Source organism: Caballeronia sp. dw_276, from assembly GCF_018449635.1.
GTDB lineage: Bacteria > Pseudomonadota > Gammaproteobacteria > Burkholderiales > Burkholderiaceae > Caballeronia.
Genome location: NZ_JAAVUV010000005.1, coordinates 225,880 through 247,619 on the forward strand (window position 1 = coordinate 225,880; position 21,740 = coordinate 247,619).

Consider the following 21,740-nt stretch of genomic DNA (forward strand, 5'->3'; position numbering starts at 1 on the left):
CGGTCAGGCCTTGACCGTGGCCAGCGCCTTCGTCACGAAGTCGTTGGTCCAGGTCTTCGACAAATCGATCGGCTTGCCTTTTACAGTTTCATCGAAGGCTTGAAGCGTTTTGAGCGACGTCGCCGGACCGTTCGCTGGCATCAGTCCATCGGGCGACATGGCTTCTTTTACGTGCTGCCATGCATCCAGATAAAGCGAGCTATCGCCGAGCAAGTAGGCTTCGGGCACCGTCGAAATCAGCTCCTTGCCCGTGGCCGTTTGCAGCCACTTGAGGGCGCGAACCATCGCGTTCGTCAGCGCTTGTGTGGTGTTCGGGTTCTTCGTGATGAAGCTTTGCGACGCATACAGGCATCCCGCCGGCATGTCGCCACCGAAGACCGCGCGGGTATCGGCAAGGGTACGAGTGTCCGAAATCACGCGGATATCGCCCGAGCGTTCCAGCTTGGTCATGACCGGATCGAGGTTCGCCATGGCGTCGATCTGGCCGGACTGCAGTGCGGCAACTGCACCCGCCCCGGCGCCCACGCCGATGAACGACACGTCGCTCGCGGAAAGCCCGGCCTTCGCCAGCACGAAACTCGCCATGATCGATGTCGACGAACCCGGCGCTGTCACGCCGACCTTCTTGCCTTTGAGATCGGCAATGCCCTTGTAATTCGGCATCGCTTTCTTCGATACAGCCAGCACGATCTGCGGCGCGCGCCCTTGCAGCACAAACTCGCGGAACATCTGCCCCTTTGCCTGCAGCAGCAGCGTATGTTCGAACGCGCCCGACACCACGTCCGCGCTGCCGCCCACCGCCGCCTGCAACGCTTTCGCGCCGCCGGCGAAATCCGAGATCTCGATCTCGAGGCCTTCGTCCTTGAAGTAGTTGCGGCGCTCGGCAATGGTGAGCGGCAAGTAATAGAACAGGTTCTTGCCGCCCACCGCGATGGATACCTTCGGGTGCTCCAGCTTCGCTTGCCCGAATGCGAATGGAGAATCGATCAGCGTGCCGGCAGCGAGCGCCGCACCGCTTGCAATGAAAGTCCTGCGTTGCATCTTGTCTCCTTGGTTTTTTATTTTTTGCGGCTTTGTCTTGAAAGCGCGGGCCTAAATCGCCTTGTTCGCCCTCAATCTTGCAATCTCGTCAGGATCATACCCGAGCGATTGCAGGACTTCATCGGTGTGTTCACCGAGTTGCGGCCCGAGCCAGCGCGTCTCGCCGGGCGTTTCCGAGAGCTTTGGAGTGACGTTGGGCAGAGGAATCTCGCGGCCGTCCTGCCACGGAAACCGCTGGATCATCTGGCGCGCGATGTACTGCGGATCGGTGAACATATCGGCGACGCTGTAGATGCGTCCTGCGGGGACATCGGCGGCGTTGAGCACGGCGAGGGCTTCGTCGATGGAACGCGTGCACAGCCACACGCGGATGGCATCATCGATTTCCCGGGTGCGAGGCACCCGTCCGTCGTTCGATGCCAGCGCGGGATCGGTGCCCAGATCTTCACGGCCGATCGCCATCATCAGGCGCTTGAAAATAGGATCACTGTTGCCCCCGATCACGATGCTGCCATCACGGCATGGATACGTATTCGAGGGCACGATCCCGGGCAGCGACGCGCCCGTGCGTTCGCGGATCATGCCGTACACGCCGTATTCGGGCACCACGCTTTCCATCATGTTGAAGACGGCTTCATACAGGGCGACATCGACCACCTGCCCTTTTCCGCCGTTCGCTTGCCGGTGATGCAACGCCATCAGCGCGCCGATCACGCCGTGAAGCGCCGCAATGGAATCGCCGATGGAAATCCCGATGCGCGGCGGCGGCAAATCCGGGTACCCCGTGATATGCCGCAATCCGCCCATGGATTCGGCGATCGCGCCAAACCCTGGCCGGTCGCGATACGGCCCGGTCTGCCCGTAACCGGACAGCCGCACCATCACGAGTCCCGGGTTTTCAGCGGACAACACTTCATAACCGAGCCCGAGCTTCTCAAGTAATCCCGGCCGGAAATTCTCGACAACGACATCGGCTTCCATGGCCAGCCGGCGGACAATCTCCTTGCCTTCCGGGGCTTTGAGGTTGATCGTCACCGATTTTTTGTTGCGTGCCTGGACGGCCCACCATAGCGATGTTCCGCCCACTTCCGGATAAAGTTTGCGCCATTTGCGCAACGGATCGCCGCCGTTCGGATCTTCAATCTTGATGACGTCGGCGCCGAACTCGCCCATGAAGCGCGAGGCGAACGGCCCGGCGATCAGCGTGCCGAGTTCGAGCACCTTGACGCCGGCAAGCGGTCCCGAGGATGCACTCATGGTGTCTCCTGCATTGTTGTTGTGAATGGCGAAGTCGGCCGGCTTATGAATCGCTCAAAGCGGAATTTCGAGCGCCTGGAAGCGCGGCGAACCGTCCGCGAGCGTATCGTTGAAGATCGCGGCCGGGCGTACCCACAACCCGTGGTCATGCGGCCACAAATGCTCGTAGACGATCATGGATTCTTCGGTTTCCGAATGCCGCGCCACGCCGATCACGCGATACAACCCACCCTTGTAATGACGATGCGTGGCGAGCGCCAATGCTTCTGCTTCGGTCATGTTGTATATCCCTCGGATCTATACCGAACGCCGATCCAGCATCGCGCGTGCGATCGTGCCTGCATCGACGTATTCGAGTTCGCCGCCCACCGGCACCCCGCGCGCAAGACGCGTCACCTTCAGGCCCTTGGATTTCAGCGTCTGCGCGAGGTAATGCGCGGTCGCTTCGCCCTCGTTCGTGAAGTTAGTGGCAAGCACGATTTCCTTCACGATACCGTCGGTGGCCCGCTGGATCAGACGGTCGAAGTGAATTTCCTTCGGCCCGATACCATCGAGCGGACTCAGCCGTCCCATCAGCACGAAGTACAGGCCCCTGTATGTCAGCGTCTGCTCCAGCATGATCTGGTCGGCCGGTGTTTCAACCACGCAAAGCAGTTCGGCGTCGCGCTCGGGATCGCTGCAGACTTCGCAGATCGCAGCCTCGGTGAACGTGTTGCATTTTTCGCAGTGCTGCAGATGCTCGGTCGCGAACATCAGCGACCGGCCGAGCTTTTCAGCACCGGGGCGGTCATGCTGCATCAGGTGATAGGCCATGCGCTGCGCCGACTTGGGACCCACGCCCGGCAGAGCGCGCAGCGCTTCGACGAGCGCCGACAAGGCGGAAGGTTGTTTCATGCGCGGTGGCCGTTGCTCTGAAAGTGGATGTGCTGGCTTAGAACGGCAGCTTGAAACCCGGCGGCATTGGCATGCCGGCGGTCATGCCGCTCATCTTTTGTTGCGTGGTGGCTTCGGCCTTGCGCACGGCGTCGTTGAACGCGGCGGCAACGAGGTCTTCAAGCATGTCTTTATCGTCGGCGAGCAGGCTCGGATCGATCACGACGCGGCGCACGTCGTTCTTGCAGGTCATCGTTACCTTCACGAGGCCCGCGCCCGACTGCCCTTCCACTTCGATGAGCGCCAGTTCATCCTGCGCCTTCTTCATGTTGTCCTGCATTTGCTGCGCTTGTTTCATCAAGCCGGCGAGTTGGTTCTTCATCATGATCGGGCTCCTTGGGGGAAAGGGGTAGAAAATTGGATGTGCGCTGCGTGGCTCGCGTTCGTTCAGGCCCGCGACAGCAATGAATATGCGCATCGAGGCGCTTTAAACAGTGTTTCGATGTTCTTTAAAAACTCAATTTGCCGATGCTGCATTTTGGCCACCGCCCTGCGCGCCGCTGCCGTTCTCCGGCGCGATCGGCTTGATGGATCCCTGCACGATACTCGCGCCGAAATCGCGGATCAGCGATTGCACGAACGGATTTTGCGTGATTTCCTTTTCTGCCTGCTGCTGGCGCTCGGCGCGAAGAGCGGTGTCGACAGCCGCAGCCGTGCGGCGTGCGGCCCCAACGCTCACGATCACTTCGAGCGGCCGACCGAGCTTGTCGATCAACGCCGCTTTCAATTTGGCGACCTGTGCGCTTTCAGCGTATTGCGGCACGGGCACGACCAGCGTGATCGATGCAACGTCGCATGCGGTCAGCTCGCTGTTGAACGCGAGCTGATAAGCAATGCCCTTCAACGGCAAGTCCACGGCAAGCGCCGGCCAGTCGCCGGAGACACCGATGGCGTCAAGAGGCACGGCCGGTGGCAGCGGACCGGCATCGGCCTTGGCTGCAGGCTTGGTGACGGGCTGCGAACCGGATGTGTCGTTGAAGCCCACGTCGTCGGGGCCGCTTTCGAACGAGGGCACAAAGCCGTCGTCGGAGGCCATGAAATAAGCATCGTCCGATGACGCCGGATGGTAATCATCTAGCGGAATTTCTTCCCACGGAGGGACGGCACTGCCGTTGTTCGCGCCAACGCGGGCGGCCGCGGCGGGACGGGCATCGCTCGCGGCCGCGTTTTGCACGGGCGGCGCTGCAGGACGACGCGGCGCCGGAACCTGTACGACTGGCGCAGCCTTTGTCATGACGGGCTTGCGCGCTGGTTCGGCCGGACGCGTTCCCCTATCCGACGACACCCGCATGCCGGCGCTGCGCAACACGTCGAGCGCCGCACTCGCGCCACCTGGCGCTCGCGGCGAGCCGATCGACGAACCCTTTGGCGGATTTTCCACCAGAGTACCCGGGGTTGATTCTGCTGCCGTACGCTCTGCGAGTTCATGAGCGGCGGCGGCTATTGGCGCGGGCGCCGACTCGGGCTCGGAAATCCCAGCAGCAGGTTCATGATCCGCCGAAACTTCTGGCTCCGCGGTCGGCGGCAAAAAGGTATCGACGGAAGTTTGCGCATCTACGCCCTGCTTGCCCGGCGCATCGTCACCAGCCGCACTGGCTGGCAGAGCGCCGGAGGCATCGGCCAAACTGCCCTCGATATCTTTTTCAGCCAAGCAATCTTCTGCCGCGGCCGGATTGCCGATATCAGCCTGAATGGATTCGCCGGATCCTACCGGCTGATCCGCTCGATCCGGCTGCGGCGCAGCGGCCACTTCCGGCGTCACGTCCGCGACAGCGCGAACGCTGCCGGCCGTCACTGCGCCAAGCGCCCGCGTGCTTGCAGCGTTCACGCCGGTTCCGGCAGCCTTCACACGCGCGCCGCCACCACCCCCTCCGCCCGGACCACCACCCGCAGGTTCAAACGCGAGCATCCGCAGCAGGGTCATCGTGAACCCGGCGTATTCATCAGGCGCGAGACCCAACTCGCCACGCCCGATGGTCGCGATCTGATAAAACAATTGCACGTGCTCGGCGCTGAGCGCATCGGCGAAACGACGGATATCGCCAGCCTCCGGCCATTCGTCGAGCACCGATGCCGGCGCGAACTGCGCCCACGCCACTTTGTGCAGCAGTCCGGCGAGATCCTGCAACGCCGTGGAAAAAGACAAGCTTCGCAACGCCATTTCGTCCGCGATCGCCAGCACGCCCGGCCCGTCGCCCGCTGCCAGTGTATCGAGCAAACGGATCAGGTAACTTTGATCGAGCGCGCCGAGCATGCCGCGCACGGCTTCTTCGGTGACCTGATTCGCCGAATACGCGATGGCCTGATCGGTGAGAGACAGCGCGTCGCGCATGCTGCCGTCCGCCGCACGCGACAACAATCGCAACGCCTGCGGCTCGTAAGGAATTTTCTCCTCGCCAAGCACGTGTTCCAGATGCCCGACGATATGCCCCGCCGGCATCTGCTTCAGGTTGAACTGAAGACAGCGCGAAAGCACGGTGACTGGAATCTTCTGTGGATCCGTAGTGGCAAGAATGAACTTGACGTGTGCGGGCGGCTCTTCCAGCGTCTTCAACATGGCGTTGAACGCGTGGTTCGTGAGCATGTGCACTTCATCGATCATGTAGACCTTGAAACGCGCATCGACCGGGGCGTAGACCGCGCGTTCGAGCAGCGCCGCCATCTCGTCCACACCGCGGTTACTTGCCGCATCCATTTCCACATAATCGACGAAACGCCCTTCGTCGATTTCCTTGCACGCCCGGCAAACGCCGCAAGGCGTCGATGTCACGCCGGTCTCGCAGTTAAGCGCCTTCGCGAAGATACGCGACAGCGTTGTCTTGCCAACACCGCGCGTTCCCGTGAACAAATAAGCGTGATGCAGCCGCCCGCCGTCGAGCGCGTGTGTGAGCGCGCGAACGACGTGCTCCTGGCCGACGAGCGAGGCAAAGGATTTGGGGCGCCACTTGCGTGCGAGAACTTGATAGGTCATGCCGAAATTGTATCAGCAACGTCAAGAGCCAAAGCGTTTCCCAAAGGGCGATGGCGCGTGCCGGCAAGGCATTCGGCGCGATCCGCGATGCGCACTGAGATGCGACCGGGCCGCGATGCATTCGAACCAAATGGGGGAGGCAAATAACTGCAGCGAAAAACGCTGGGGAATCAGGCAGAGGTAAAACGAGGCGACGAAACGCAGGAGATAAAGCGAAGGTGACGAGCCCGACCCTCGGCACTGGTAGAAAACGGCTGTGGCTGCTTCGTTCCCGACCTGACCAGGTTGACCGCGCCACCATGCGAGGAGGCCCGTCACGCAGAATCATATCAGACATGATACGCATTGCGCACCCCCGCTTTCGCTCAGGCTCGCATTCACGCTAATACCGTTTGGCTCATTGACGCCTTCGTCCGCGCAGAAAAACCGGCCCGCAGATCTTGAAAAAGGCGTGTCCGGGCACATCCTATCGGTACCCGGCAACAGATAGCAAAGTAGGCTAAGATGACACTCTGAAGCAGCGGTTAAACACCGTGTCGCGGGCGAAAGCGGCTGATCCGGCAACGGCTCCGCGCCCACCCAAGCGAGCGGTTCTACACCCCGCGGCGCGGGCAAACAATTTCCTTGTTTTGGTGTATCGTGGCGAGCATTCAAACGCGGGCCTCGAATTCATAGAGGTATCTACATAATGAGCGAATCGATCAAACATATTAGCGACGCATCCTTTGACCAGGACGTCACGAAGTCGGATAAACCCGTTCTGCTCGATTTCTGGGCTGAATGGTGCGGTCCCTGCAAGATGATTGCGCCCATCCTCGACGAAGTCGCCAAGGATTACGGCGACCGCCTGCAAATCGCGAAGATCAACGTGGACGAACACCAATCCACGCCCGTGAAGTTCGGAGTGCGCGGCATCCCCACGCTGATCCTGTTCAAGAACGGTGCAGTTGCCGCGCAGAAGGTTGGCGCCTTGTCGAAATCGCAACTGACTGCATTTCTCGACAGCAACCTCTGATATTGGATTCGGCGCGCCAGTGCAGGCTACCTGCACGGCGTCCGGACCCAATGACAAGTTTGTACGGATGTACCGCCTGGCGCCCGCGCCAGGCCTAACAAATAAAAGCAATTCCCTGCACCTGTGAGATTCCCGCAGAATGTTGTGCGACCACAACATGAGTGAATTCCGCTGCCACCAAGCCTTTTCGAGGCTCCGTCGGCATGTGCTATGCTAGAATCCTAAGACTGCAAGACCAAGACGGTTTAGGTCCTTGAGCGTTCAGCTCACTTCTCCTCCCAAATTCTCTGTTGCACCTCTTCTCCCTGGCGGGAAATCCGTATGCATTTATCCGAGCTCAAGTCTCAGCACGTCTCCGCATTGATCGAAATGGCCAATGGCCTGGAGATCGAAAACGCCAATCGCCTGCGCAAGCAGGAATTGATGTTCGCGATTCTTAAAAAGCGCGCCAAGACTGGCGACACGATTTTCGGGGACGGCACGCTCGAAGTTTTGCCGGACGGCTTCGGCTTCCTCCGTTCCCCTGAGACTTCATATCTCGCCAGCACGGACGATATCTACATCAGCCCGTCGCAGATCCGCCGCTTCAATCTGCATACCGGCGACACCATCGAAGGTGAAGTGCGTACGCCGAAAGACGGCGAGCGTTACTTTGCACTGGTCAAGGTGGACAAGGTCAACGGCCAGGCGCCGGAAGCCTCGAAACACAAGATCATGTTCGAGAACCTGACGCCGCTCCACCCGAACAAGCCGCTGCCGCTCGAGCGCGAAATGCGCGGGGAAGAGAACGTGACGGGCCGGATCATCGACATGATCTCGCCTATTGGCAAGGGTCAGCGCGGCTTGCTTGTGGCATCGCCGAAATCCGGCAAGACCGTGATGCTGCAGCACATTGCGCACGCCATCAAATCGAATCATCCGGATATCGTGCTGTTCGTGTTGCTGATCGACGAACGCCCGGAAGAAGTGACGGAAATGCAGCGCTCGGTGGTGGGCGAAGTGATCGCCTCCACCTTCGACGAACCCGCCGCGCGCCACGTGCAAGTCGCGGAAATGGTGATCGAAAAGGCCAAGCGCCTGGTCGAAATGAAGCACGACGTCGTGATTCTGCTCGACTCCATCACGCGTCTCGCGCGCGCCTACAACACGGTCGTGCCGGCTTCGGGCAAGGTGCTGACCGGCGGTGTAGACGCAAACGCGCTGCAACGTCCGAAGCGTTTCTTTGGCGCGGCACGGAATATCGAGGAAGGCGGGTCGCTGACCATTATCGGTACGGCACTGATTGAAACCGGCAGCCGCATGGACGACGTGATCTACGAAGAGTTCAAGGGCACCGGCAACATGGAAGTGCATCTGGAACGCCGCCTTGCTGAAAAGCGCGTGTATCCGTCGATCAACCTGAACAAGTCGGGCACGCGCCGCGAAGAATTGCTCATCAAGCCGGATCTGTTGCAAAAGGTCTGGGTGCTGCGCAAGTTCATTCATGACATGGACGAAGTCGAATCAATGGAATTCCTGCTCGACAAGATTCGCCAGACCAAGAACAACGCTGAATTCTTCGATCTGATGCGCCGCGGCGGTAGCTGAGCCCCGACGCTTAAGAAGAAACATGAAAAGCCGCCCGCAATTCGCGGGCGGCTTTTTTTCGTTCATCGAAACCATCGAAGCGATTGTCAACGTGAACGTTCACGTCCATGTTGACCTATAATTTGCGGACGCCAACTTCTGCCGAAACCAAAGCCGACTGACGCCATGTCCGACGAACTCCTGACCGTGCGCGACGCTGCCGAGCGCCTGGGCGTCACGCCTCGCACACTCAAATACTACGAAGAGCGCGGTTTGGTCGTACCAAGCCGGAGCGAAGGACGATATCGGCTGTACGACACGGCCGATCTCGAACGCTTCGGGCGCATTCTCCGGCTGCGCTCGCTCGGGTTTTCGCTGCATGGAATTGTGGAGATGCTCAAGCGCCCGCTTGAAAAGACCGAGGCCGGCAAGAACCGTTATTCGCCGGATTCATTGGCGGAGATCAAAAATGGCTTGCAGCAGCAGCTCGATGCCATCGATTCCCGCATCGAAAACGTGCGCCGCGAGTTGAAAGAAGCGCAGACCGTGCGGGCGGAGCTCAGACTCGATCTGGATTATGTGGAAGCGCGCCTTGCCGGCCAGCCCGCCGACGCCCTCCTCGAACGGCAATCAAGAACCCGAGCGAAACCGGGGAGCAAAAAGTAATGAGCGCGCGCGCGCCGGTGTTCGCAGTCGAGCGGCTGCGGGGCGACTTTTTCCCGTGGGTGCTCGCGCTGGTGACGGGCCTCGATTACTTCGATAACGCCATCTTCTCGTTCTTTGCGAGCTACATTGCGGGCGGCATCAATGCATCGCCGGACGAACTCGTGTGGTCATCGAGCGCGTACGCGGTCGCCGCCGTGCTCGGGATCTTGCAGCAGCAATGGTGGGTCGACCGGCTGGGGCATCGTCGATATGTAGCCGGCTGCATGTTCTTCTACGCGTGCGGCGCGATTCTCTCGGCGCTTACCGAAACCTCGCTGGAACTCATGTTCACGCGCGGTCTTCAAGGCTATTTCATCGGCCCGATGATGGGCGCTTGCCGAATCCTGATCCAGGTCAGCTTTACGCCGCAAAAGCGCGCCGGCGCAACGCGCGCGTTCCTGATGTTGATCGTGGGCAGCAGCGCGCTCGCACCGTTGCTCGGCGGCTGGCTGGTCTCGCATTTCGACTGGCGCGCGCTGTTTGCCTGCACCGCGCCCGTGGGATTCGCGTTCGCTGGCCTGGCAATGCTGGCACTTCCCGATTCAGGCAATGTGCATCGCGATGAACGCGGCGCCACGCCGTTCTGGCCATATCTGTTGTTTGCGTTCGCGCAAGGCGCGCTGCAGATCGTAATGCAACAAGTGCGGTTCGAACACTTCACCACGTCGCCGACACTCGTGATGCTGACGGCGGCGGGTATCGGCGCGCTTGCCTGGTTTGCATGGCATCAGTGGCATCACCCCGCTCCGCTCGTTCGCCTTCACGCGCTGCGCGAGCGCTCGTTCCAGATCGGCCTCGCGCTTTACATGCTCTATTACTTCGAGTCCACGGGATTCAGTTATCTGATCTCACGTTTTCTCGAACAAGGGCTCGGCTATCCGGTCGAGAACGCCGGGCGGCTTGTTGGAGTAACGTCGCTGATATCGGGTTCGGCGCTCTTTCTCTACTTCAAATATACGAAGTACGTCACGCGCAAGAAGTGGATCATCGTGCCGGGGTTTTTGATTGCGGCGCTCGTCGGATGGCTGATGACGCGCATGTCTCCGGGCGTCGCGCAGATCGACCTCATTGTGCCGATGCTGCTGCGCGGCCTGTTGCTGCTTTTCATCGTGTTGCCGGTGGCGAACCTGACGTTCAAGATCTTCGCGATCGAAGAATTTACGCATGGCTACCGGCTTAAAAATATCGTGCGGCAATTGACGCTTTCGTTTGCGACGGCGGCGATCATTATCGTGGAGCAGCACAGGCAGGCGCTGCATCAATCGCGGCTCGCCGAAGCCGTAAATCCGTACAATCCGGAGTTTCAGAGCGCCGCGGCTACCCTTGCGCACGGATTCGCTGCCGCCGGCCATACGGCCAGTGAGGCGCACGCGCTTGCCATCGTGACGATTTCGCGGATGGTTACGCAGCAAGCAAGTTTCCTGGCGTCGCTCGATGGGTTCTATTTCCTGATGGGCGTCGCGATTTGCGGCGGTTTGTTCGCGGCGTGGCAAAAGCAGATCGACTGACTCGAAAGACTGAAACGGACTCATGGCCAATTTTCTGACCCGGCTGATCGGCGGGAATCGTCGGGAGCGCGCGCTGCGCAAATACGCGATCGATGACGCGCTTTGGCAGGCCACGCTCGACCGGCTGCCGTTTTTCGGTCATCTCGATGCCGGTGACTTCACCCGTCTGCGCGAGAACACGACGCTGTTCATCGCGGAGAAAGAGTTTTCGACGGCCCACGATCTTGCCCTGACCGACGCGATGATCGTCTCCATCGCCGTGCAGGCCTGCTTGCCGGTGTTGAATCTGAGCCTGGAGTTGTATCGCGGTTGGGTCGGCGTGATCGTGTATCCGGGCGAGTTTCTGATCAAGAAGACGGTGGAGGACGAGGACGGCGTGGTCCACGAGGTCGAACACGACGCCAGCGGCGAGGCTTGGGAAGGCGGCCCGGTGGTGTTGTCGTGGGAAGACGCGCAGATGACCGATGGCGAAGACGCCTACAACGTCGTGATCCATGAGTTCGCGCACAAGATCGACATGCTCAACGGCGAGGCGGACGGGCGTCCGCCGCTATACCGCAAATGGCACGCGCCGCTGGATTCCGGCGCCTGGAACGACGTCTTCGATCACGCCTACGATCATTTTTGCGCCCAGGTCGACGCCGTTTCCGATCGCCGATGGAACCGCTTCGAGCGCGAATCCCTGATCGACCCTTACGCGGCCGATCATCCGTCGGAGTTCTTTGCGGTGTGCAGCGAGGCGCTGTTCGTCAAACCAGCGGCGTTCGAGCGGGCGTACCCCGATTTGTACCGGCTGCTTGCACGCTATTACCGGCAAGACCCGGCGGGTGTGGCTGCACTTTCGCAAGCGTAAGACGAGAACCCCAAAAACATGCCAAACAACTGATTTTCTGGCATAATCCACGGTTTTCGACCTCAGGCAAGTGGCTCGCGCTCGGGAAAGATCCCGAACGCACGTTGAGCGGGCTGGCTACCAACAGATACCAAAGGAAAGACCATGAAAGAAGGCATTCACCCGAATTACCGCGAAGTGCTGTTCGTCGACATGTCGAATGATTTCAAATTCATTACGCGTTCGACCATCAACACGCGCGAAACCGGCGAGTTCGAAGGCAAAGAGTACCCGCTGGCAAAGATCGAAGTGTCGTCGGAATCGCATCCGTTCTACACCGGTCAGCAAAAGATCATGGACACGGCCGGCCGTGTCGAGAAGTTCAACAAGAAGTTCGCAGCATTCTCGTCGAAGAAGTAATTCAGCGGAATTGCAGCGCGGCAGGACCGAAGAAAGGCAGCGAAAGCTGCCTTTTTTTTCGCCGTTTTTTCGTTCGACAACCTGCTTGCACGCACCGCAATGACGCGCGGCACGGCTCCCGTCTACAATGCCGGATTCGTTAAAAATTGCACTAATTAGAAAGTGACGAAAATCCGTCACGAAAACCGTGTGCGCCCCGGCTTGCCAGCCGCGACCCGGCGCCATCGTCTTACCCAATCAGTTCTGTTTCCTGTCGCCACCGCATGCGAAATGTCATCCGCCTGACCGCCTCCGCAACCAGCGCCCTGCCGCGCTGGCTGCTGCTTGCCATTTGTATCGTTTACGCGTCGTTTGGTTTGTTTGGCCGCGATCCGTGGAAAAACGAAGACGCGGCGGGTTTCGGCGTGATGTGGACGATGGCAAACGGCAGCGTAAAAGACTGGCTGCTGCCGAATCTGGTCGGCAAGGCTTCGACCGCCGACGGCCCGTTCATGTACTGGCTCGGAGCGGGCTTCATCCGCTTGTTGAGCCCTTGGGTCGATGCCAGCAACGCCTCGCGCGTCATCACCGGCCTGCTCTTTTGTATTGCGTGCGCGTTTGTCTGGTACACGGCTTATCTGCTGGGCCGCCGCGACGAAGCGCAGCCCTTCAAGTACGCGTTCGGCGGCGAACCGGAACCGCGCGACTACGGCCGCACCCTCGCCGACGGCGCCCTGCTGATCCTGCTCGCCTGCTTTGGTCTCGCCGAGCGCGGCCACGAAACCACACCCCAGCTTGCGCAGTTCGCCGGCACCGCGATGCTGGTGTACGGCCTCGTGCGCAGTTGCGACAAACCCATCCAGGGCGCGCTCATCTGGGGTGCGGCGATTGGTCTTGTCGGCCTGTCGAGCAGCCCGGTGCTGGTGCTCGCCCTGCTGATCTGCACGCTGGCCATGACCGTGATCGTGCGGGAAGTGCGGCCGTTTTATCTGCTGGTGCTCGGCGTGCCGGTGGCGGTGATTGTAATTGGCGCGTGGGTCTGGCCCGTGCTGCACTTTTACCCCGATGACGGCGAGTGGTGGCTGCGGCAATGGTGGCGTCACAGTTTCGACTCGTTCTCCGGCTCGCCGATCCAGGCGTTGTCGTACGCAATCAAGAACCTGCCGCTTTTCACCTGGCCCGCGTGGCCGCTTGCCATCTGGACCTTCGTAAGCTGGTCGGGACTGCGGCGTTCGCCGCACGTCGCGGTGCCGGTATCGGTGATCGGGCCGTTGCTGGTGCTCGTGATCCTGCAGAGTCACCAGTCGAACCGGCTTTTCATGTTGCTGCTGCCGCCGCTCTCGGTGCTTGCCACGTTCGCGCTGCCTACGCTCAAGCGCGGCGCGATCAACGCCATCGACTGGTTCGCTATGCTTAGCTTCACCCTGCTCGCCACCTTCGTCTGGCTGGTATGGACGGCGGGCCTCTACGGTTTCCCGGCGCCGCTCGCGCGCAACCTGGCACGCCTCGCACCGGGTTTCCAGCCGGAGTTCAAGATCCTGTCGTTCGTGTGCGCGGTGGCCGTAACGGTCTGCTGGTTCTCGCTCGCGCGCTGGCGGCTCGCGCGGCATCCGAAGGTCTTGTGGCGCAGCGTGGTGCTCTCGAGCGCCGGCACGACGCTCATGTGGGTGCTGCTCATGACGCTGTGGCTGCCGGTCGTGAACTACAGCCGGACGTATCGTGACGTGGCGGAGCAGATCGCCGATCACCTCCCGGCCGACTACACTTGCATCTCTCCAGTACGTCTGGGCGATGCGCAGATCGCGACGTTCGCGTATTTCGGCGGCATGCATTTCGCCTTCGATGAAGACTGCGACGTCATCCTGCGCCAGGACACGCAGGATTACGGCGAGCCATCGTCCATTTCCACGTTCGTCTGGAAGCTGGTTTGGGAAGGCCGCCGCGTCGCCGACCGCGACGAGCGCTTCCGGCTGTACGTACGTATCGAGCGGCCGGTTCCGCCGGTCAGACGGCCGGGGCCGAAGCCGCTTCGCCGGGGCACGAACTGACCATGTGGCCGGACGTCCGGAAGATCGCAGCCTTGGCGTGGCCGGTGCTGATCGGGCAACTGGCGATCATTGCGTTCGGCGTGATCGATACCGCCATGGTCGGCCGCTTCTCCGCCACAGATCTCGCCGCGCTCGGCCTGGGTTCATCGATATATATTTCGGTCTACATTGGCCTCACCGGCATTCTCACGGCCTTGCAGCCAATCGCCGGGCAACTGTTCGGCGCCCGCCAGGAGGCGGAGATCGGCGAGGAAGTGCGGCAGGCGTTGTGGCTGGCGGCGGTGTTATCGGTGATCGGATTTGTTTGCCTGTATTTTCCGCAACCGCTCTTGAGCATCGCCGACGCCCCGCCCGTCCTGCACGAACGCACCCTCTCCTACTTGCGGATTCTTTCGCTGGGATTGCCGGCGAGTCTCGCGTTTCGCGTCTATAGCTCGCTGACCAACGCGGTCGGCAAACCGCGCCTCGTGATGTTCCTGCAGGTCGGCGCGCTCGTGGTGAAGGTGCCGCTCAACTTGTGGTTCATCTTCGGCGGCTTCGGCATGCCGGCGCTGGGTGGTCCCGGCTGCGCGATCGCAAGCACGCTAATCAACTGGCTGATTGCGATCGTCGGCATGACGGTGCTCGTGCGCGTCGAGTTCTTCCGGCCGTTCGGCATCTTTGCGCGCTTTTGCTGGCCCGTCTGGCAACGTCAAAAGGCGCTGCTCAAGCTCGGCATTCCGATGGGACTGTCCTATCTCATCGAAGTGACGTCGTACACGTTCATGGCGCTGTTCATCTCGCACTTCGGCACGACCACGCTCGCCGGCCATCAAATCACGGGGAACATCGGCGCGGTGCTTTACATGACGCCGCTTTCCATTGGCGTGGCATCGGCCACGCTCGTCTCGCAGGCAATCGGCGCGCAGCAATTCGATGCCGCCCGTTCTCTCGCGCGCCATGGCATTGCGCTTTCGTGCGGGATCGCGTGCGTGTATGGCGTGGCGTTGTTCGCGCTGCGGCCCTACGTGCTGATGGCCTATACGCCGGACGCCCAGGTCATCGCCGCCGCCATGCCGCTTCTGGCAATCGTCGTGTTCTATCACCTCTTCGACGCCCTGCAGATCACCACGGCCTTCGTGCTGCGCGCCTACAAGGTCGCGGTCGTGCCGACGGTCATCTACGCCGTCGCGTTGTGGGGAATCGGGCTGGGCGGCGGTTATCTGCTCGGCTTCGACGTCGGCGGATTTGCGCCGCCATGGCTACAAGGCGCGCGCGGTTTCTGGGTCGCGAATTCGCTGAGCCTGGGCGTGGCGGGCATCGGGCTCTTCCTGTATTGGCGTCGCGTGAGCCGCCGCCACATCGCGGCATAGCATCGACACGCGGCAACGCGCATCCGATGCAAACAATCATCAAATCGTGTCGCGCGATGGAAACAAATGGTTAGGTTGACGTAACGCTCCGGTAAAATCGCCAGCGGTTTTGGACATCCCGGAGCGCATTCGATGATCAGCGTCATAAAAAAACGAACCTGGACGCTGGCATCCGCTGCTGCCGTCTCATTGCTGGCAATTGGTTTCTTGAGCGCCACGCATCGCGCCGATGCCGCCCGCACAGTCAGCGTCTCGCCGCAAGGCAAGGTGACGCAGGTCCGGCAAGTCGTCGTCAAGTTCGATGAACCCATGATCGCGTTCGGCGATCCAGCCGCGAAGGCGCCGGCTCAAGTGCATTGCAGCGGCGGCGCAGCGGCAGGGTCGGCCCACTGGATCGACGATAAAACCTGGGCCTACGACTTCAATCAGGACCTGACGCCCGGCATGCGCTGCTCGGTGGCGCTCAACGACGGCCTTAAATCGAACGCTGGAAACGCATTGAGCGGACCACGTGAATATCGCTTTGAAACGGGCGGCCCGTTCGTTTTGAGCGTAATGCCCGGTTATGGCGAGATCGAAGAAAATCAGTTCTTTGTACTGAAGCTCAACGGCCCCGCAACCGAAACGTCCGCGCTGCAAAACATCTGGTGCGAATCGAATGGATTGGGTAACCGCGTTCCCGTCAAGGCTGTCGAAGTCACCTCGCGCACGGCCCTTCTCAAGCACTTCCGCCTCGAAAAAGACAGCGCCCGCGTTCTTACGCTCGCCTGCCAGCAGACCTTGCCTTCGGCCACGAAGATGCAACTCGTCTACGGCCGTGGCGTGACCGGCCCGAGCGGCATCGCGAACGATGTTGAAAAGCGTTTCGACTTCGATGTACGCGAACCCTTCACCGCGAGTTTTTCGTGCGAACGTGAAAACGCAAAAGCGCCCTGCACGCCGTTGCGGCCGTTGCGCATTCGTTTCAGCTCGCCCGTGCTTCGCACCGACGCGGCGAAAATCACGCTGCACGGCCCGGGCGGCAAAACATCGCCGACATTCGATCCCGACGAAAAGGACAGCGAAATCAGCACCGTCGAATTCGCGGCGCCATTGCCGGAACACGCGGATTTATCGATCGAATTGCCCGGTGGTTTGAAGGACGCCAGCGGCCGCGCGTTGTCCAATGCCGATCTGTTCCCGCTGAAAACCGCCACCGCGCCGATGCCGCCGCTCGCCAAGTTTTCATCGTCGACGTTCGGGATCATCGAGCGCTTCGCCGAGCCCAATATGCCCGCGATGTTGCCCGTCACGCTGCGGCATGTGGAAGCCGACCTGAAGGTCAGCGGACTGAACGCGGGCGCGTCGAGCGTGACGAAACTGCGCGTGGACGCCGATGCGGATATCCGCCGGTGGATGAAGACCGTCGACCAGTTCGACGGCTTTTCCATGTCCGTCTCGCAGATCCAGAAATTGATGCCGGAAGTCCTTCACAACGGCATCAAGCCCGTCTACGCATTCGGAAGCACGCCGAAAAATCCCGAGATCGATATCCGTTCGTTGTCGCTGCTTGCAAAGCGGCCGGGCGTCGAGACATTGAGCGTGCCGCAGGCCGATCCGAAGTCCTTGCGTCCTTTTGAGGTGGTCGGCATTCCGCTCGCGAAGCCAGGCTTTTATGTGGTCGAACTGGCGTCGCCGGCGCTTGGCGCTTCGCTGCTCGGCAAGCCGCAAGCCATGTACGTGCGCACCTCCGTGCTGGTCACGAACCTCGGCGTGCATTTCAAGCAAGGGCGCGAGAACAGCATTGTCTGGGTGACCGCGCTCGACAGCGGCAAACCCGTGCCCAACGCGCAGGTTCGCGTCACCGACTGCAATGGCGATCAACTGGCCGTGGCGAAGACGGACGCCCAAGGCATCGCAAAGATCGATAAACCGCTTGCAGCCGCGAACGAATGTGGTTCGGACAGCTTCGACTGGTCGGGCTTCTTTGTGTCGGCACGGGTGGATGATCCGAAGACCGGTCCCGACATGGCGTTCGTGCGCTCGGACTGGAATCGCGGTATCGAAAGCTGGCGCTTCAACGTCCCGACCGACATGAGCCGTGACCAGACCACGCGCGCCACGACCGTGTTCGACCGGACGCTCTTGCGCGCAGGCGAAACGGTATCGATGAAACATTTGATGCGCGAGGAAACGCTCAGCGGTTTCGCGTTCCCGGCGCATATGCCCTCACGCGTGACGATCCGGCATCTGGGCAGCGGCCAGACGTATCACCTGCCGCTCAAATGGGCCGCCGATCACAGCGCGGACTCCACGTTCCCGATTCCCGCCGCCCCGAAGCTCGGCGAGTACAGCGTGACGCTGGACGACGGCAAGGTCGATGCAGACAGCGACGATGACGATTCAAGTTCCGGCCGCATGAGCATCGATACAGGGAGTTTCCGCGTCGAGGAATTCCGCCTTCCGGTGTTCAAGGGGTCGATCGGAATACGCGACCAGAAAACCGGCGCGCTCGTCGCGGCGAAAGAAGCGCCGCTCGCGGTGCAGATCGAATATGTGTCGGGCGGACCGGCATCGAATCTTCCGGTGCAAGTGTCGGCGTTGATGAAAGACACATCGCCGGCGTTTGCATCGCAATTCGAAGCGTTCAGCTTCGCCCCGTACAAGAAACCCGCCGACGACGGCTCGAGCGCGCCCTCCGCGCAAGGCGACGACGACAATTCCGGCGCGCAGGAAGATACATCGACGGCAAAACTCGTCGCCGACAAAACCGCGCTCACGCTCGATCGCAACGGCACGGGCACGTTGACGCTGAAATCATTGCCGGCGGTCGAAGCGCCGAAACGACTCGCGCTGGAAGCAACCTTCGCGGACCCGAACGGCGAGATCCAGACGCTGCGCGGCGACGCCACGCTTTGGCCCGCCGAGGTTGCCGCGGGCATCAAGGCGGGCGATTGGGTATCGGTGGGGAACGCAGTGCCGGTCCAGGCGCTCGCCGTCGATCTGCAAGGCAAGCCGCGCGCCGGCGTTGCGCTGGAAATTCGCGGCGTCGCGCGCACCATGACGAGTTCGCGCAAACGCATGGTCGGCGGTTTCTATGCCTACGATAACCACACCGAAACCAAGGACCTCGGCACGCTCTGCAGCGGCAAGAGCGACGACCACGGCCTGCTTTCCTGCGATGCAAAGCTCAAGGAAGCCGGCAACGTCGACTTGATTGCGATCGCGAAAGACGGTGAAGGACGCGTCGCGAACGCGACGACCTCGGTCTGGGTCACGCGCGAAGACCAGCTTTGGTTCGGCGGTGAAAACACGGACCGCATCGACGTCTTGCCCGAGAAGACGAGCTACGAACCCGGCGAAACCGCGCGCTTCCAGGTGCGCATGCCGTTCCGTTTCGCGACCGCGCTGGTCGCGGTGGAACGCGAGGGGATCGTGGAAACGAAGGTCGTGGAACTGGATGGCAAGAACCCGACTATCGAATTGAAAGTTCAGGATACGTGGGGACCGAACGTGTACGTCTCGGTGCTCGCCATTCGCGGCCGGATTCACGAAGTGCCGTGGTATTCATTTTTCACGTGGGGCTGGAAAGCGCCGCTCGATTGGGCGCATGCGTTCTGGTACGAAGGGCGGCAATATGAAGCGCCTACGCCGCTCGTCGATTTGTCGAAGCCTGCGTTCCGGTATGGATTGGGCGAGATCAAGGTCGGTACGGCGGTGCATAAGCTTGGCGTGACCGTGACGCCCGACGCGAAGTCGTACGCGGTGCGTTCCAAGGCGCACGTGAAGATTCGCGTCACGCTGCCGGGCGGCAAACCGGCGCCGGCGGGCACGCAGATCGCGCTCGCGGCCGTCGATGAAGCCCTGCTCGAACTCATGCCGAATCAAAGCTGGAACGTGCTCGATGCCATGCTGCAACGACGCGCGTATGGCGTTGAGACGGCGACGGCGCAGATGGAAATCATCGGGCGGCGCCACTTCGGACGTAAAGCCGTGCCCGCGGGCGGTGGCGGCGGACATAGCGCGACGCGCGAACTCTTCGATACCCTGCTCCTCTGGAACCCGCGCCTGACGCTCGATGCAAACGGCGAAGCGTCAGTCGACGTGCCTTTGAACGACGCATTGACGAGCTTCCGTATCGTTGCGATCGCGGCTGTCGGCGCGGGGCAATTTGGTACGGGCAGCGCGTCGATACGCAGCACGCAGGACTTGCAACTGATATCCGGCTTGCCGCCGCTCGTGCGCGTGGGCGACCAGTTCCGCGCGCTCTTCACGCTGCGCAATACGACGGCGCGCACCATGCAGGTTGTGGTCACGCCGAACGTCCCGACGCTTGATCTGAAGGCGCAAACCGTTGAACTCGCACCGGATTCATCGAAGGAAATATCGTGGGAGATCAACACGCCGGATGCCATTGGCCTGGCTGCGACCGGCGCGTTGAACTGGCAAGTGAGCGCAGCGGAGCAAGGCGGTCCCAAAGCGGCCGACGCCATCAAGCTCACGCAACGCGTCGTGCCCGCAATTCCCGTCACGGTTCAGCAAGCCACCATGACGCAAGTCGATGGCATGTTCACCCTGCCCATCGCGCCGCCGGAGACGGCGGTGGCATCGGCGGATGGACAGACTCGCGGCGGCATTGCGGTCACGTTACAGCCAAAACTCGCCGATGGTTTGCCGGGCGTGCGTCGCTGGTTCGAACGTTATCCATATAGCTGCCTCGAGCAGCAGACATCGCGTTCGCTGGGATTGAACGACCTCGCGCAATGGCAAACGGTCATCGCGCGCATGCCCTCGTACCTCGACAGCGATGGCCTCGCGAACTACTTCCCGCCATCGGACGATTCGCGCGCTTACGGCAGTCCGGCGTTGTCGGCGTATCTGCTTGCGGTCAGCGACGAAGCATCGAAAGCCGATCGCCGATACGTGCTGCCCGACGACCTTCGCGACAAACTCGCGGGCGCGTTGACGAATTTTGTCGAAGGGAAAATCCAGCGCAAGTTCTGGTCGCCACGTCAGGATCTGGACTTCGTGAAGCTTTCGGCAATCGAGGCATTGTCGCGTTATGGTCTCGCCGAACCGCGCATGCTCGGCTCGATCACCATTGCGCCGAATCAATGGCCGACGTCCGCGTTGCTCGACTACTACGCGATCCTTTCGCGCGTGAACGGCATCGCGCAACGCGACGACCAGCGCGCACAGATCGATCAGATCCTGCGCGCCCGGATGACGTATTCCGGCACTCGCCTGACGTTCTCGACCGCCGCCGACGACGACCTCTACTGGCTCATGACCGGTCCGGAAACGAACGCCGCGCGCATGGCCTTGCTTTTCGCCGATAACCCTTCGTGGAAGGACGAAATGCCGAGGTTGATCGGCGGATTGCTCGCGTTGCAAAAGAACGGCGCATGGCAAACCACGACATCGAATCTGTGGGGCAAGCTTGCCGTCGAGCGGTTCTCGCGCGTATTCGAAAGCACGCCGGTGACGGGGCAAACGCAAATCGCGTTGGGCGGCGTGGAAAAAGCCATCGCGTGGAGCACGCCACCTTCGCCAGCAAATCCGCGTAGCGTCACCTTGCCGTGGACCACAGGCGCGCTGAACCTCACGCAAGATGGCGCCGGCAAGCCGTGGGCGACCATCGAAAGTCTCGCGGCCGTTGCATTGAAGGCGCCGTTCGCGGCGGGGTATCGAATCACGAAAACCATGACGCCCATCGATCCCGCCGTCAAGGGCACGCTTTCGCGCGGCGACATCGTCCGCGTGCATCTTGATATCGAAGCCCAAAGCGACATGACGTGGGTCGTCGTGAACGACCCGGTTCCAGCGGGCGCAACGATTCTCGGCTCAGGCCTCGGCCGCGATTCGGAAGCCGCGACCGAAGGCGAAAAGAGTCCGCAAGGCGCGTGGCCGGCGTTCGTGGAACGTGGTTTCGATGGATATCGCGCGTATTACGACTATCTGCCGAAGGGAAAGCTCCAGGTCGAGTACACGGTGCGCCTGAACAACGCGGGCACGTTCGGGCTGCCGCCCACGCGCGTGGAAGCGCTGTACGCGCCGTCCGTGTTCGGCGTGGTTCCGAACGCGACCGTGGTCGTCGCGCCGCTTGCTGCGTCACCTGCCGCTACAAAATAAAG

General features: G+C 61.3%; 15 protein-coding genes and 1 other RNA gene. 9 read left to right on the forward strand and 7 right to left on the reverse strand.

The features are described from left to right. Positions 1 to 3 precede the first annotated feature (3 nt). The 7 genes from HB633_RS12400 to ffs all read right to left on the reverse strand — a co-directional run bounded on the left by HB633_RS12400 (position 4) and on the right by ffs (position 6,518). The gene (locus HB633_RS12400; RefSeq protein ID WP_213778399.1) at positions 4 to 1,041 is read right to left on the reverse strand and encodes an ABC transporter substrate-binding protein; all 1,038 of its coding nucleotides are present in this window, start codon (positions 1,039 to 1,041) and stop codon (positions 4 to 6) included. Positions 1,042 to 1,092: 51 nt separating this feature from the next. Further along, positions 1,093 to 2,298, reverse strand: a complete 1,206-nt coding sequence (locus HB633_RS12405) for a CaiB/BaiF CoA-transferase family protein (RefSeq protein ID WP_213778400.1) — start codon at positions 2,296 to 2,298, stop codon at positions 1,093 to 1,095. Between the two features lie 54 nt (positions 2,299 to 2,352). Beyond that, positions 2,353 to 2,577, reverse strand: coding sequence for a DUF1653 domain-containing protein (locus HB633_RS12410; RefSeq protein ID WP_060856302.1), 225 nt, complete (start codon positions 2,575 to 2,577; stop codon positions 2,353 to 2,355). Between the two features lie 18 nt (positions 2,578 to 2,595). Further along, positions 2,596 to 3,192, reverse strand: coding sequence for a recombination mediator RecR (gene recR / locus HB633_RS12415; protein WP_213778401.1), 597 nt, complete (start codon positions 3,190 to 3,192; stop codon positions 2,596 to 2,598). Positions 3,193 to 3,229: 37 nt separating this feature from the next. Next, positions 3,230 to 3,556 carry a YbaB/EbfC family nucleoid-associated protein gene (locus HB633_RS12420; protein ID WP_056363948.1) on the reverse strand — a complete coding sequence of 109 codons (327 nt, stop codon included), beginning with the start codon at positions 3,554 to 3,556 and terminating at the stop codon, positions 3,230 to 3,232. 132 nt (positions 3,557 to 3,688) lie between these two features. After that, the gene (locus HB633_RS12425; protein WP_213778402.1) at positions 3,689 to 6,202 is read right to left on the reverse strand and encodes a DNA polymerase III subunit gamma/tau; all 2,514 of its coding nucleotides are present in this window, start codon (positions 6,200 to 6,202) and stop codon (positions 3,689 to 3,691) included. A 217-nt stretch (positions 6,203 to 6,419) separates the two neighbouring features. After that, positions 6,420 to 6,518: signal recognition particle sRNA small type (ffs, locus tag HB633_RS12430), an RNA gene on the reverse strand. Between the two features lie 372 nt (positions 6,519 to 6,890). Here ffs and trxA point away from each other — a divergent pair. From trxA to HB633_RS12475, 9 genes are all read left to right on the forward strand, one after another. Then, complete coding sequence (gene trxA / locus HB633_RS12435) at positions 6,891 to 7,217, forward strand: thioredoxin TrxA (RefSeq protein ID WP_031356443.1); 327 nt, start codon at positions 6,891 to 6,893, stop codon at positions 7,215 to 7,217. A gap of 321 nt (positions 7,218 to 7,538) precedes the next feature. Continuing rightward, complete coding sequence (gene rho, locus HB633_RS12440; protein ID WP_056363952.1) at positions 7,539 to 8,804, forward strand: transcription termination factor Rho; 1,266 nt, start codon at positions 7,539 to 7,541, stop codon at positions 8,802 to 8,804. Positions 8,805 to 8,969: 165 nt separating this feature from the next. Continuing rightward, complete coding sequence (locus tag HB633_RS12445; protein WP_213778403.1) at positions 8,970 to 9,449, forward strand: MerR family transcriptional regulator; 480 nt, start codon at positions 8,970 to 8,972, stop codon at positions 9,447 to 9,449. Continuing rightward, a complete protein-coding gene (locus HB633_RS12450; RefSeq protein ID WP_213778404.1) occupies positions 9,449 to 10,996 on the forward strand; it encodes an MFS transporter in 1,548 nt (515 codons plus the stop codon). Before HB633_RS12445 ends, HB633_RS12450 begins: the two co-directional genes overlap by 1 nt. 22 nt (positions 10,997 to 11,018) lie before the next feature. Continuing rightward, complete coding sequence (locus HB633_RS12455) at positions 11,019 to 11,849, forward strand: M90 family metallopeptidase (protein ID WP_213778405.1); 831 nt, start codon at positions 11,019 to 11,021, stop codon at positions 11,847 to 11,849. 144 nt (positions 11,850 to 11,993) lie between these two features. Beyond that, on the forward strand, positions 11,994 to 12,248 hold the full coding sequence (locus tag HB633_RS12460) for a type B 50S ribosomal protein L31 (RefSeq protein WP_213778406.1): 255 nt from the start codon (positions 11,994 to 11,996) through the stop codon (positions 12,246 to 12,248). A gap of 263 nt (positions 12,249 to 12,511) precedes the next feature. Beyond that, positions 12,512 to 14,275 carry a glycosyltransferase family 39 protein gene (locus HB633_RS12465; RefSeq protein WP_213778407.1) on the forward strand — a complete coding sequence of 588 codons (1,764 nt, stop codon included), beginning with the start codon at positions 12,512 to 12,514 and terminating at the stop codon, positions 14,273 to 14,275. A gap of 2 nt (positions 14,276 to 14,277) precedes the next feature. Next, positions 14,278 to 15,627, forward strand: a complete 1,350-nt coding sequence (locus tag HB633_RS12470) for an MATE family efflux transporter (protein WP_213778408.1) — start codon at positions 14,278 to 14,280, stop codon at positions 15,625 to 15,627. 132 nt (positions 15,628 to 15,759) lie between these two features. After that, positions 15,760 to 21,738, forward strand: coding sequence for an Ig-like domain-containing alpha-2-macroglobulin family protein (locus HB633_RS12475; protein WP_213778409.1), 5,979 nt, complete (start codon positions 15,760 to 15,762; stop codon positions 21,736 to 21,738). Positions 21,739 to 21,740: the final 2 nt, after the last annotated feature.